The 13,418-nt window shown below is 68.7% G+C and carries 13 protein-coding genes; 7 read left to right on the top strand and 6 right to left on the bottom strand.

The features are described from left to right. Positions 1-1,080, bottom strand: coding sequence for a histidinol-phosphate transaminase (gene hisC, locus ACWC1K_RS35640; RefSeq protein ID WP_450837063.1), 1,080 nt, complete (start codon positions 1,078-1,080; stop codon positions 1-3). Positions 1,081-1,480: 400 nt separating this feature from the next. Between hisC and ACWC1K_RS35635 the strand changes: the two genes are divergently transcribed. From ACWC1K_RS35635 to ACWC1K_RS35625, 3 genes are all read left to right on the top strand, one after another. Further along, positions 1,481-2,593 (top strand): LacI family DNA-binding transcriptional regulator, encoded by a 1,113-nt coding sequence (locus ACWC1K_RS35635; RefSeq protein ID WP_030938801.1) that lies wholly within the window; start codon positions 1,481-1,483, stop codon positions 2,591-2,593. Between the two features lie 201 nt (positions 2,594-2,794). Continuing rightward, complete coding sequence (locus tag ACWC1K_RS35630; RefSeq protein WP_450837062.1) at positions 2,795-3,877, top strand: metallophosphoesterase; 1,083 nt, start codon at positions 2,795-2,797, stop codon at positions 3,875-3,877. Positions 3,878-4,068: 191 nt separating this feature from the next. Beyond that, positions 4,069-4,938: a hypothetical protein gene (locus ACWC1K_RS35625; RefSeq protein WP_450837061.1), complete on the top strand. Its 870-nt coding sequence runs from the start codon at positions 4,069-4,071 to the stop codon at positions 4,936-4,938. A 158-nt stretch (positions 4,939-5,096) separates the two neighbouring features. Here the strand turns inward: ACWC1K_RS35625 and thiC are convergent, their stop codons facing one another. Then, on the bottom strand, positions 5,097-6,899 hold the full coding sequence (gene thiC, locus ACWC1K_RS35620) for a phosphomethylpyrimidine synthase ThiC (RefSeq protein WP_450837060.1): 1,803 nt from the start codon (positions 6,897-6,899) through the stop codon (positions 5,097-5,099). A gap of 253 nt (positions 6,900-7,152) precedes the next feature. On the opposite strand from thiC, the gene ACWC1K_RS35615 reads away from it, so the two are divergent. Further along, on the top strand, positions 7,153-8,622 hold the full coding sequence (locus ACWC1K_RS35615) for a YibE/F family protein (protein WP_450837059.1): 1,470 nt from the start codon (positions 7,153-7,155) through the stop codon (positions 8,620-8,622). Between the two features lie 146 nt (positions 8,623-8,768). On the opposite strand, the gene ACWC1K_RS35610 is transcribed toward ACWC1K_RS35615, so the two are convergent. The 4 genes from ACWC1K_RS35610 to ACWC1K_RS35595 form a co-directional block, all read right to left on the bottom strand. Continuing rightward, the gene (locus ACWC1K_RS35610; RefSeq protein ID WP_266957524.1) at positions 8,769-9,206 is read right to left on the bottom strand and encodes an SsgA family sporulation/cell division regulator; all 438 of its coding nucleotides are present in this window, start codon (positions 9,204-9,206) and stop codon (positions 8,769-8,771) included. Between the two features lie 98 nt (positions 9,207-9,304). Then, positions 9,305-10,132, bottom strand: coding sequence for an IclR family transcriptional regulator (locus ACWC1K_RS35605; RefSeq protein WP_450837058.1), 828 nt, complete (start codon positions 10,130-10,132; stop codon positions 9,305-9,307). A 307-nt stretch (positions 10,133-10,439) separates the two neighbouring features. Beyond that, on the bottom strand, positions 10,440-10,652 hold the full coding sequence (locus ACWC1K_RS35600; protein WP_450837057.1) for a DUF5326 family protein: 213 nt from the start codon (positions 10,650-10,652) through the stop codon (positions 10,440-10,442). Positions 10,653-10,801: 149 nt separating this feature from the next. Next, positions 10,802-11,119, bottom strand: coding sequence for a cupin domain-containing protein (locus tag ACWC1K_RS35595; protein ID WP_099930040.1), 318 nt, complete (start codon positions 11,117-11,119; stop codon positions 10,802-10,804). 59 nt (positions 11,120-11,178) lie between these two features. On the opposite strand from ACWC1K_RS35595, the gene ACWC1K_RS35590 reads away from it, so the two are divergent. The 3 genes from ACWC1K_RS35590 to ACWC1K_RS35580 are packed head-to-tail and all read left to right on the top strand — an operon-like array spanning position 11,179 to position 13,203. Further along, positions 11,179-11,556 carry a phage holin family protein gene (locus tag ACWC1K_RS35590; RefSeq protein ID WP_351472982.1) on the top strand — a complete coding sequence of 126 codons (378 nt, stop codon included), beginning with the start codon at positions 11,179-11,181 and terminating at the stop codon, positions 11,554-11,556. A 7-nt stretch (positions 11,557-11,563) separates the two neighbouring features. Continuing rightward, entirely contained in the window at positions 11,564-12,055 is a 492-nt protein-coding gene (locus ACWC1K_RS35585) for a low molecular weight protein-tyrosine-phosphatase (protein WP_450837056.1), read from the top strand. Next, complete coding sequence (locus tag ACWC1K_RS35580) at positions 12,052-13,203, top strand: cystathionine gamma-lyase (protein WP_450837055.1); 1,152 nt, start codon at positions 12,052-12,054, stop codon at positions 13,201-13,203. The genes ACWC1K_RS35585 and ACWC1K_RS35580 overlap by 4 nt, the downstream gene beginning before the upstream one ends. Positions 13,204-13,418: the final 215 nt, after the last annotated feature.

Here is a 13,418-nt window from a genome sequence, read left to right as displayed (position 1 = left end):
TCAGAGCTCCTTGCGGAACCCTTCCGCCACCTTCAGGAAGATGTCGTTCGCCTCGGTCTCCCCGACCGTCACCCGCACACCCTCGCCCGGGAACGGCCGGACCACCACGCCATGCTGCTCGCACGCCGCCGCGAACGCGACCGTGCTCTCCCCCAGCCGCAGCCACACGAAGTTGGCCTGGGTCTCGGGCACGGTCCAGCCCTGGGCGCGCAGCCCGTCGACCACGCGGTTGCGCTCACACACCAGCGAGCCGACCCGGCCGAGCAGCTCGTCCTCGGCGCGGAGCGAGGCGATGGCCGCCTCCTGCGCAAGCTGGCTCACACCGAACGGCACCGCCGTCTTGCGCAGCGCAGCCGCCACCGGCTCGTGGGCGATCGCGAAGCCGACGCGCAGGCCCGCGAGGCCGTACGCCTTGGAGAACGTGCGCAGCACACAGACGTTCGGCCGCTCGCGGTACAGCTCCACGCCGTCCGGTACCTCGGGGTCGCGGATGAACTCGCGGTACGCCTCGTCCAGCACGACCAGTACATCGCCGGGCACCCGGTCCAGGAACCGCTCCAGCTCGGCGCGCCGTACCACCGTGCCGGTCGGGTTGTTGGGGTTGCAGACGAAGACGAGGCGCGTCCGGTCGGTGATCGCGTCCGCCATCGCGTCCAGGTCGTGCACATCGCCCGGGGTCAGCGGCACCTGCACCGAGGTCGCGCCGCTGATCTGCGTGATGATCGGGTACGCCTCGAAAGACCGCCAGGCGTAGATGACCTCGTCACCAGGACCGCTGGTCGCCTGGATCAGCTGCTGGGCGACGCCGACCGAGCCCGTGCCGGTGGCCAGGTGGGAGAGCGGGACGCCGAAGCGGTCCGACAGCTCGTTCATCAGGCCTGTACAGGCCATGTCGGGGTAGCGGTTGAAGGACGAGACCGCGGCCGTCACCGTCTCCATCACACCGGGCAGCGGCGGATACGGGTTCTCGTTGGAGGACAGCTTGTAGGCCACCGGACCACCGGCCGCAGCAGGCTTGCCCGGCTTGTAGGTGGGGATACCCTCCAGCTCGGCGCGCAGCTTGGGGCTCGTCTCGCTCACCGCAGTCCTCCTCATGACCACCACCGGCTTCCAATACTGCACACCTTATGAGGATTCGGGGCCGCTGCGTACAGCTGAGGACAGACCTCATCCGTCACATGCGCATCAGGGGCATCACCACCCGTAGGCAGACGAACCGGGGGGCGCGGTCACATATATCTATGCGCCGGTGGCTCGCGCCCTGGCGCGCATCGCCCATGCAGGTGAGTTGAGACCTCTTCGAAACATCGGGGACTTGGCAGGCCCATGCGCGCCGACACGTCACGTAGTCCCATTGGATCGTTCAACTGACTTTGTTTCAAAGGTAGTTGACGGTAAATGACCTTGCAGAAACGTGCCTGTCAACGCGTGCATATGCGTCCGCCCTACCCCACTCCATGAGCCCTACTATCGGCTCGCCATGACAGCAGCAGGGAAGCACCAGGTGAGCCGCGCGGAAACCTCACGCCGAGGCAGCCGGCCGGGCCGGGCGGGCATCAGAGACGTTGCCGCCGCCGCCGGAGTCTCCATCACGACCGTCTCCGACGCCCTCAACGGCAAGGGCCGGCTCCCGGACGCCACCCGGCGCCATGTCCGAGAGGTCGCCGACCGGCTGGGTTATCGCCCGTCGGCAGCGGCCAGAACCCTCCGTACCGGCAAGTCGGGCCTCATCGGCCTGACCGTGACGACCTACGGGGATGAACCTTTCACCTTCACCGAGTTCGCGTACTTCGCCGAGATGGCGCGCGCCGCGACCTCGGCCGCGCTCGCCCGCGGCTACGCCCTGGTGATCCTGCCCGCGACCTCCCGCCACGACGTCTGGTCGAACGTCGCGCTGGACGGCACGGTCGTCATCGACCCCTCCGACCAGGACCCGGTGGTCAGCGAGCTGGTCCGGCAGGGCCTGCCCGTCGTCTCCGACGGCCGCCCGGCCGGCTCGCTCCCGGTCACCGCCTGGGTCGACAACGACCATGAAGCCGCCGTACTCGGCATCCTCGACCACCTGGCCGACGCCGGAGCCCGCCGCATCGGGCTGCTGACGGGAACCTCGACCGACACGTACACCCACCTGTCGACCACGGCGTATCTGCGCTGGTGCGAACGGGTCGGACAGGACCCGGTGTACGAGGCCTACCCGGCACACGACCCGTGCGCGGGCGCCGTCGCCGCCGACCGGCTGCTCGCCCGCCCCGACCGGCCCGACGCCGTCTACGGCCTGTTCGACCCGAACGGCACGGACCTGCTCGCCGCGGCCCGCCGCTACGGCCTGCGGGTACCGGACGACCTGCTTCTGGTCTGCTGCAGCGAGTCCACCGTGTACGCCAACACCGAACCGCCCATCACCACGCTCTCCCTGAAACCGCGCCGCATCGGCACGGCCGTGGTGCAGCTCCTCATCGACGCGATCGAGGGGGTCGAATCGGACCAACCGGTCGAGCAGGTGATACCGACGGAGCTGATCGTGCGTACCTCGTCCCAGCGACGTCCGCCGCGTACGACCGTCAGCGCGCCGCGGTCGCCCGAAGAGGAGTAGAACCAAGGCCGTCAGCAGGCGGTCGAAGCCCTGCCCAATCGGGGCGAAAGCCGCGGTGAACTGGACTCTTCCTCCGATTCACCACCCCTGGGTCATCACATGGCGCGATCGGCATTCCTATGATGGGCCCACGACACCGCGGGCCGCTGCGACCAGGCAGTCCGAAGCGGTGCAGATGCGGCGCGATGGTGGAGGGGTCTGATGACTCAGGGGGCCGGTCAGGGACCCGAGACGGAGCGGACGGCGACGTTGCGCGACTTCCGGGTACCGGCGTATGTCCACGAGACCGGTCCGTACGGCCACAGCACATACCCCGGCGACGTCGCCAGACCCGTCGAGGAGCCGGCCGACCACCCGGAGGGGTACACCCCGACACAGCGCGACCTGCCGGTCGTCAACCGCGGTGACACGCTTCAGGTGCCCGTCGACCCCGCGTCCCTCCCCATCCCGCAGCAGACGGACGGCGCGGGCCCCCTGTACGTCGTCGGTGATGTGCACGGCTATCTCGACGAGTTGGTGGCCGCCCTCCAGGAACAGGGCCTTGTCGACGCCGCGGGCAACTGGTGCGCGGGCACCTCCCGGCTGTGGTTCCTCGGCGACTTCACCGACCGCGGCCCGGACGGCATCGGCGTCATCGACCTCGTGATGCGCCTGTCCGCGGAGGCGGCCGCGGCCGGCGGCTACTGCAAGGCGCTCATGGGCAACCACGAACTGCTGCTGCTGGGCGCCAAGCGGTTCGGCGACACCCCGGTCAACTCCGGCGCGGGCACCGCCACCTTCCAGGCGGCCTGGCTCCTCAACGGCGGCCAGAAGACCGACATGGACCGCCTCCAGGACCATCACCTCCAGTGGATGGCCCGCCTCGACGCCATCGAGGAGGTCGACGGCTATCTGCTCGTCCACTCCGACACCACCGCCTACCTCGACTACGGCGACTCGATCGAGGCGGTCAACGACACCGTCCGCGAAACGCTCACGCGCAATGACGCCGACGAATGCTGGGATCTGTTCCGCAAGTTCACCAAGCGGTTCTCCTTCCGCGACGAGGGCGGTGCAGACGCCGTACGCTCCCTGCTGGATACGTACGGCGGCACGCGGATTGTTCACGGTCACAGCCCCATTCCGTATCTGCTGGGCGAGGTCGGCTCCGAGGACGGCGAGGACAGCGCCGGGCCCGTGGTCGAAGGACCGCACGTCTACGCCGAGGGCCTGGCCATCGCGATGGACGGCGGAGTGACCATGGCCGGAAAGCTGCTGGTCCAGCAACTGCCCCTGGATATCTGAACGCTCACAGGGCAGGCGCCCCCACGGAGGAATCGCGATAAACGGCGCAGGCCAGGGCCCAATTTCTTCAAACCCCCTGTCACCGTGTGCCGTCGCCGCTCTACCATCGGCTTATCCGTAGCAGGCTCCCCTCCGTTTCTGCCCGACGGCTCGTTGGCATGCGAGCCCCAAGCCCTACGGAGCATCGGGGGATGCACATGAACAGCGTTCCGCAGCACCTGCTGAGCGAGGACCGCCAGGAGTACGAGCGGGTCCTCGATGAGGCGCTGCGCTCCGCCCCAAACCGCCCGGAACTGGCCGCTGTCGGTAAGCGGCTCAATCCCGAACAGCTGCGCACGATGGCGCTCAACGCCACCGCACTCATCACGGTGGCCGCTGCGGCCGAGTACCAGCACTACGTGAAGGTTCGCGAGGAACTGCGCCAGCCGGCGTCGTCCACCCCGCCGTCCACCCGCGAATCCGGCTCTGCGGAACCGGGCGCGGCGGCAGCGGGGCTCGCCACCACCCTCGGCGAGGCCGTCGAGCCGGCCGGCGCGGGCGCCGTCGCCGTCGCCGCCGTCCTCACCCCCGTCCTCGCCGGAACAGCTGCGGTGATCTTCCTGCTCGTCGGATACATCATCAGGTCGGTTGAACCCAAACAGGTGTTCGGCAAGACCATGATCACCGCCGGTTGGGTGTTCGGTGCCATGACGGCGGCCGCGATCCTCGTCGCCGCTGTCGGGCTGCTGCTCACCGCCCTGCGCAACCAGCCCTCGCTCGAGTCCGGACCGTACGGCGAGCTGAGCGGAGAAGTGGCCCTGGCCAGGGAAGCCTGGCGCGCAGCACTCCTGGAGCGCGGCATCATGCCGTTCCTCAGGGAGGCACTCGCCGATCCCGGCACCGCCGCGGCGCTGCACACCGCCACACCGCCGACGTCGACCAGCCGCATGCCTCACCTCGGCTACGACCGGCCGGGCTTCAGCAGCCCGGACGAGGGCTCGACCCCCGGCCCGCGCCCGAGCTTCACCAGCCCGGACTACACCAGCCCGGACTTCGGAGGCCCGGAACACCAGCCGGAGTAGCGGTCGGCTTGCGCCCCCCGCATCAGAAAGGCCCGTCAGGGCCCGCAGGGGGAGCGCAAGCCGAACACCGATCCCGCCGACGGCTCCGCCCCACGGCGACTCACGCCGAAGAGCGGGACCGTCTTCCCCGTCGGAGGAGCCACTCACACCGGCATACGTCAGTCCGCGATCGGCAGGTACACCCTGTTGCCCGCGGCCGCGAACTCCTTCGACTTCTCGGCCATGCCCTGCTCGATCTCCGCCCGGCTTCCGCCGTGTTCACGGCGGATGTCCTGGGAGATCTTCATCGAGCAGAACTTCGGCCCGCACATCGAGCAGAAGTGGGCGGTCTTGGCCGGCTCCGCCGGGAGGGTCTCGTCGTGGAACTCCCGTGCCGTGTCGGGGTCCAGGGCGAGGTTGAACTGGTCCTCCCACCGGAACTCGAAGCGGGCGTCGGACAGCGCGTCGTCCCATTCCTGTGCACCGGGGTGCCCCTTGGCGAGATCGGCGGCATGGGCGGCGATCTTGTAGGTGATGACGCCGGTCTTGACGTCGTCACGGTTGGGCAGGCCCAGGTGTTCCTTGGGCGTGACATAGCAGAGCATGGCCGTGCCCCACCAGGCGATCATCGCGGCACCGATGCCGGAGGTGATGTGGTCGTACGCCGGCGCGACGTCCGTGGTCAGCGGGCCGAGCGTATAGAACGGAGCTTCATCACAGATCTCCTGCTGAAGGTCGATGTTCTCCTTGATCTTGTGCATCGGGACATGTCCCGGCCCCTCGATCATGGTCTGTACGTTGAAACGCTTGGCGATCCGGTTGAGTTCCCCGAGCGTGCGCAACTCCGCGAACTGCGCCTCGTCGTTGGCGTCCGCGATCGACCCGGGCCTGAGGCCGTCGCCCAACGAGTACGTGACGTCGTAGGCGGCCAGAATCTCGCAGAGTTCCTCGAAGTTCTCGTACAGGAACGACTCCTTGTGGTGCGCGAGGCACCACGCGGCCATGATCGAGCCGCCCCGCGAGACGATGCCGGTCTTGCGGTTCGCGGTGAGCGGGACATACGGCAGACGGACGCCCGCGTGGACCGTCATGTAGTCCACACCCTGCTCGGCCTGCTCGATGACGGTGTCCTTGTAGATCTCCCAGGTGAGCTCCTCGGCCCGGCCGTCCACCTTCTCCAGGGCCTGATAGAGCGGCACCGTGCCGATGGGGACGGGGGAGTTGCGCAGCACCCACTCACGGGTGGTGTGGATGTTGCGGCCGGTGGACAGGTCCATGACCGTGTCGGCGCCCCAGCGGGTCGCCCAGGTCATCTTCTCGACCTCCTCCTCGATGGAGGACGTCACCGCGGAGTTGCCGATGTTGGCGTTGACCTTCACCAGGAACCGCTTGCCGATGATCATCGGCTCGATCTCCGGGTGATTGACGTTGGCCGGCAGTACCGCGCGGCCCGCCTCGATCTCCTGGCGGACCACCTCGGGCGAGACGTTCTCCCGGATGGCCACGTACTCCATCTCCGGCGTGATCTCCCCGCGGCGGGCGTACGCGAGCTGCGTGACCGCCTTGCCGTCACGACTGCGGCGCGGCTGACGCGGCCGGCCCGGGAAGACCGCGTCGAGGTTGCGCAGACCGCCTCGTGGAGAGGTGTGCTTGATCCCGTCGTCCTCGGGACGGGCAGGACGGCCCGCGTACTCCTCGGTGTCACCGCGCGCGATGATCCAGTTCTCGCGCAGCGGTGCGAGACCCCTGCGCACATCGGTGTCGATGAGCGGATCGGTGTACGGGCCCGAGGTGTCGTACAGCGTGACCGACTGCCCATTGGTGAGATGCACCTGACGGACCGGCACCCGAAGATCGGGGCGTGAGCCCTCGACATACGCCTTGTGCCAGCCGATGGACTTCCCGGCCTCCGTGGACGGTTCGCCCTGAATAGGCTGTTCGTCCTGGCTGGAGGCAGGCGTGCGTGCGTCCTTGTTGGTCATGAGACCTACTCCCTACGCCGGCATTACCCGGTAACAGGTTCGGCGGTCGACGCAGCCGTTTCCGTCTGTGGACGTTTCGTGGGGAACATCACTCGAATTCGGTGATGTTCCACGTGAAACATCGCTGGGACGGAGGTCAGCGCCCTCTCAGCCCGGTGCTCCGAGCTCCCGCGTGTGCAAAGGTGCCTCCACGCTAGCGTCAATTCGGGCGCGCTGAACAGAGGGCCCCTGTCGTTCTTGCGATGATCGGGCGGTGACCACCACACATCAGCCCCCGTACCCGCCTCCGGAGGAGCCGCCCCACTGGCACGGCTCCTCCGGGGGCGGCAACGGCCATGGTTCCGGGGCCGGGCACCACCACCACGGGCCGGAAGCCGGTGCCGGGCACGGGCCGGGGCACGGTCATGGTTCCGCCGGCGGGCACGGTCACTCACACAGCCACGGTCCGGCGGCCCCCGTCTCCAAGCATCTGCGCAAGGTCATCGCCGCCATTCTCATCCCGTTCACCGCGGCCGTGGCGGTCGGGCTCGTGGTCCTGTGGCCCGGCGGTGCCCCGCCGCACCAGCGCACCGGTGTGGGTTTCGACCGGCAGACCCAGCAGGCGACGGTCACCGAGGTCGTGAGTGTGAGCTGCAAGTCGGTGAACGCCTCGGGCGAGACCCCCACGGGGGACACCTCCACCGCCGAGGGCTCCTCCGCCCAGCAGCAGGCGAAAGGCACCTGCAAGAAGGCGACGATCCGCGTCGACACCGGCAAGGACAAGGGCCGTACGTTCACCGAGATCGTGCAGCCGGACCAGTCGCGGCAACTGCACAAGGGCGAGAAGATCGTGGCCGCCTACGAGCCCTCCGCACCGAAGGACCTGCAGTACTCGGTCGCCGACGTCAACCGCCGCTTCCCCATGGCGCTGCTGGCCGGCATCTTCGCGCTCGCCGTCGTGGTGGTGGGCCGAATGCGCGGCCTGATGGCCCTGATCGCGCTGGCCGTCAGCTTCATGGTGCTGACCTTCTTCATCCTGCCCGCGATCCTGCAGGGCTCGAATCCGCTGCTCGTGGCGGTGATCGGATCGAGCGCCATCATGCTGATCGCGCTCTACATGTGCCATGGCCTGTCGGCCCGCACCTCCGTGGCGGTGCTGGGCACGCTGCTCTCGCTCGTCCTGATCGGCCTGCTCGGCTCCGAGTTCATCGGCTGGGCCGCACTGACCGGCAACACGGACGACAACACCGGTCTGATCCACGGCCTGTACCCGTCGATCGACATGAGCGGCCTGCTGCTGGCGGGCGTCATCATCGGTTCGCTCGGTGTCCTCGACGACGTGACGGTGACCCAGACCTCGGCGGTCTGGGAGCTGCACGAGGCGAATCCGTCGATGGGCTGGCGGGGGCTGTACCGTGCGGGCATCCGCATCGGCCGCGACCACATCGCATCCGTCGTCAACACCCTCGTCCTCGCCTACGCGGGCGCCGCGCTGCCCCTGCTGCTGCTCTTCTCCATCGCGCAGAGCAGTGTGGGGACGGTCGCCAACAGCGAACTGGTGGCGGAGGAGATCGTACGCACGCTGGTGGGCTCGATCGGCCTGGTCGCCTCGGTGCCGGTCACGACGCTGCTCGCGGCACTGGTGGTCGCGGCCGACCGTCCCGGCCCGGAGCAGGCGGCAGGAACGGCGGGCGCGGCACCTGCGGCGGCGCGCACGGGGCGGGGCCGACGGCGCAAGCGGTGAGGCGATGGCCACTCGGGCATCCGTGAACAGACGGTTGGGACGGTAGGGCGGACTCCAGCCACCGTGCACAGGGAGACATGGAGAAGCGTTACTGCGCCCTCCGCATCCACGCAGAAGCGTTCCAGCCGACCGCCCGCCGTCGCCTCTCAGCCCGCGCTCTGCTCCTCCGCCAGGATGCGGTCCAGGGCCTCGTCGAGGTGGGCGTCGAAGTCGGCGAGGGAGCCCTCCTGGCCGAGGGGCACCAGCTTGTCGGTGCGGTCGAGGAAGGCGATGAGCGACGCCGTGGAGGCACGGAACAGCGCCTGGTCGCGGCCGACCTGAAGCCGGATCAGGACCTCGGCCAGGGAGTCGGGCTCGGCGGGTGAGACGCGCACGTCCCCTTCCCCGCACGGCCGGCACACCCCGTCGATGAGCAGCTCACGACCGAACGCCCAGGTCACCGGCGCATCTCCGGGCAGATGGAAGGTCAGCCTCACGGCATAGGGATCACAGCTCTCGTAGCGCAGCTCCACCGGGATGCGGAAGGAGAGTTCCTCGGACACGAGAAAGCTCATCATGACCTCTGCCTGTACGGACTCGCGCATCGCCTACCCCGTCATGTGAAGCCGACCGGCTGGGATTGATCCCCTGACACTGGTGGAATCTTGCTGAACGTACACGGCAGATCACAAGGAGTGAGTTTTCAGATACTGATAGAGAGCGCGAGTGACCCCATCAGCCGTCCGATTTCGCTCTGGAGTTGCCGGGTGGCGGACACCAGCCGGTCGGCCTGATGCGAGGGCAGGGAAATGGCCATCGTCGCGGCCGTCGTGCCCACCGTGATCGGAATCGCGGCGCAGACCGTCCCCAGCGCGTACTCCTGCCGTTCCGTCACCGGCTCCATCCGCGGCGTTCGCTCGAGCCGCCGCAGCAGGCTGTGGTTGTCACGGACGGTGTAGGGGGTGATGGACTGCACGGGGTAACGGTCGAGGTGGTCGCGGCGGGCCGCGTCGTCCAGCTGGGAGAGCAGGCACTGGCCGATCGCATGCGCGTGTGCGGTCTCGCGGAAGTCGGCCCACTCCTCGACGGCCGGAGTGCCCGGGGTGTCGGAGACACACATGACCTCGATCTCGCCGTCCCGGTACACGGCGTAGTACACGGGCACCCCGATGGCGTCCCGGCAGCCGGCGAGGACGTCGACTATCGTGCTGCGACGTTTCTGCTGGGCTCCGCTGCTGCTCAGTCGCACCGCCGCGTCGCCGAGGAAGAACAGGCCCTTGTCCCGCCGCAGATAGCCCTCGTGGACGAGGGTGCGCAACAGGTGGTACGCCGTCGGGAGCGCCAGACCGGTCTCGCGGGCGAGCTGCTTGGCCGGGGCTCCGTGCTCGTGCCCGGCGACGCATTCCAGCAGGCGCATCGCGCGCTGTACGGATCCGATGAGGGTTGCGGACTGCGGCTGCGCCGGAGCGGTTTCCGGGGACGGCTGCACCGGTGCTGCGGTCAGGCGCGACGATGCGCGGGGTGCCGGCACGCGCTCCTGCGTGGAGGGGCCCGGCTGTTCGGGGGGCCTGATGCGGCGTCCGGGGGCCGGGCTGGGGGGAATGTGGGGGTCTGTGGGTGCGGTGTCTACCGTGGCCAAGGGTCACTCCCGAAGCGCGAGGGGGCTGCCCGTGCCGTGGGGGACACGGGAGGGGGTGTACGCCGCCCGCGGGGTCGCCCCCGCGTCGATTTCCGGACTCTAATGGCGAGATGGCGCCTTGAGGCGTCCTGTCCGGAAAACTTCCCTCGCGCGAGGGAACCGGTGATTCCTGTTACCGATCACCGGTGTCCCAGGGCCCTCACCAGTCGCTGCGCGACGAGGAGCTCGACGTGAACTTCCGCACGACGTAGATCAGTCCGCCGACCAGTGCCACGAAGACCAGCACCTTGAACAGCAGCCCGATGACGAAGCCGACGACGCTGGCTATCAGCCCGCCGAAGACGACGAGGGCGATGACCGGCACCGCGACCCACTTCACCCACCACGGCAGTCCGCCGAAGATCTCACCCATTGCGCTCGTCCTTACCTCTCCGCCCGGCTGCTGTGCAGGGGCCCCTTGATGTCCTGCACTCGATGCTAGGGCCGACAGGGGACCCGGCGGGGGCCTCGCACCCCTTGTCCTCCCCTGACTGGTCCCCTAGGGAACCCTGAGACGGCGGGTCAGCTTTCCGGCGGAGAGAACACCACGAGCACCCGCAGGTCCTCGCTGATGTGGTGGAACTTGTGGGCGACGCCGGCCGGTACGTACACCACGCTGCCGCGGGCGACCTCGGTGGTCTCCAGACCGACGGTGATCGAGGCGCGGCCGCTCACAACGAAGTAGACCTCGTCCTGGTTGTGCGGTTTCTGTGGATCATGTTCGCCGGCATTGAGCGCATACAGACCGACGGACATGTGCCGCTCACGCAGAAACTGCAGGTAGGCACCCTCGTTGGCGGCACGTTCCGCCTCCAGTTCGTCCAGCCGGAATGCCTTCATCGCCTTTGTCGCCCTCGTCCCACTGCTCGTGACCGATCTCGTCTGCCACGATCAGACACATGAAGAATTTCGTAGTCAAGACGATCGCCAACGCGGGTGCCCTGGCGATCGCCGTATGGCTGCTCGACAAGATCACCCTGACCGGTGACAGCACGGGCAAGAAGGCCGGCACCCTGATCATCGTCGCGCTGATCTTCGGTTTGGTGAACTTCCTGGTCAAGCCGATCGTGAAGGTACTGACCTTCCCCCTGTTCATCCTGACGCTGGGTCTGATCACCCTCGTGGTCAACGCACTGATGCTGCTGCTCACCTCGTGGCTGGCCGACAAGCTCGACCTGAGTTTCCACGTCGAGGGCTTCTGGACGGCGGTCCTGGGCGGCCTGATCATCTCCATCGTGTCCTGGGCGCTCCACGTCGTCCTGCCCGACAACGACTGAGCACGCGATGAGCTACCGCGTCTGCTTCGTCTGCACCGGCAACATCTGCCGCTCCCCGATGGCGGAGTCCGTTTTCCGCGCCCGCACAGCGGACGCGGGACTCGACGGCCTGGTCGAGGTCGACAGCGCCGGCACCGGCGGCTGGCACGAGGGTGACGGCGCCGACCCGCGCACCGTCTCCGTCCTGGAGGAGAACGGCTATGAATGCGTCCACACGGCGCGGCAGTTCCAGCCGTCGTGGTTCTCCCGCCTGGACCTCGTCATCGCCCTCGACACCGGCCACCTCAAGGCCCTGCGCCGCCTCGCCCGTACCCCGGAGGAGGCGGCGAAGGTACGTCTGCTGCGCTCCTACGACCCCGCGGCGGGCGACGACCTCGACGTACCGGACCCGTACTACGGGGGCATGGACGGCTTCGAGGAGTGCCTTGAGATGGTGGAGGCGGCGAGCGAGGGTCTGCTCGCCGAGGTACGCGAGCAGGTGGAGGTGGAGGCGGTATGAGCGATTCCGGTACGGGTCCGTCGACGGGCAACGGTGACGGCACCCGCGCGGTGCGGGCCGGGCTGCCCGAGCCGGCCAAGAACCAGCCGCACCTGCCCGGACCGGTGTTCGCCGCCCACTACCACCTGCCGGGTGACGTCGACGGCCCGTACACCTACGGACGTGACCAGAACCCGACCTGGAGCCTGCTGGAGCGGGCCATCGGCGAGCTGGAGGCGCCCGGGCAGGAGGGCGTGGAGACGCTCGCCTTCGCCTCCGGGATGGCCGCCATCTCCTCGGTGGTCTTCTCCCAACTGCGCGCCGGGGACACGGTCGTCCTGCCCGACGACGGCTACCAGGTGCTGCCCATGGTGCGCGAGCAGCTGGAGGCGTACGGCATCGAGGTGCGCACCGCGCCGACCGGCGGCGACGCCCAGCTCGACGTCCTCGACGGCGCGAAGCTGCTGTGGATCGAGTCGCCCTCCAATCCGGGGCTCGACGTGTGCGACATCCGGCGGCTGGTCGAGGCGGCACACGCGCGTGGCGCCCTCGTCGCCGTCGACAACACCCTGGCCACGCCGCTGGGGCAGCGTCCGCTGGAGCTCGGCGCGGACTTCGCCGTGGCCAGTGGCACCAAACAGCTCACCGGGCACGGGGACGTCCTGCTCGGCTACGTCGTCGGCCGCGACGCCGAGGCCATGGCCTCCGTACGCCGCTGGCGCAAGATCGTCGGTGCGATTCCCGGACCCATGGAGGCCTGGCTCGCGCACCGTTCGATCGCCACGCTCCAGTTGCGCGTCGACCGGCAGTGCGCCACGGCTCTCACCGTCGCCGAGGCGCTGCGGAAACGGCCCGAGGTGACCGGCCTGCGTTACCCGGGCCTGCCCGAGGACCCCTCGTACAAGATCGCCTCGCAGCAGATGCGCCGCTTCGGATGCGTGGTCTCCTTCACGCTGCCCACGCGCGCGCGTGCCGACCGTTTTCTCGATGCGCTGCGGCTCGTGGACGACGCGACGAGCTTCGGCGGGGTGCGGTCGACGGCCGAGCGGCGCGGGCGCTGGGGCGGGGACGCCGTGCCGGAAGGCTTCATCCGCTTCTCCGTCGGCGCCGAGGACCCCGAGGACCTGGTGGCGGATGTGCTCCGCGCGCTGGAGGCGTCGGCGGAGTGACGACATCGGCAACAGCCTTACGGTCGCCGGACCGATGCCCGGCTACCCACAACGGACGGTCCGAGCCTCCCCCCTCGTGGCTCGGACCGTCCTCGGTTCCGCGCGCTAAGAACCGCGCGACCAAGGCTAGTTGACTCTGTGTCAGTGTCCAATCACAGTAGCGACAGAGACCTATCGACTTATTTATAGTTGGGCCCTGCCTGGGGGCCGGGAGA

The sequence above is a fragment of the Streptomyces sp. NPDC001492 genome, assembly GCF_053597275.1.
Note: the sequence above shows the minus strand (reverse complement) of the source record. Positions and strands in the feature narration are given on the sequence as shown.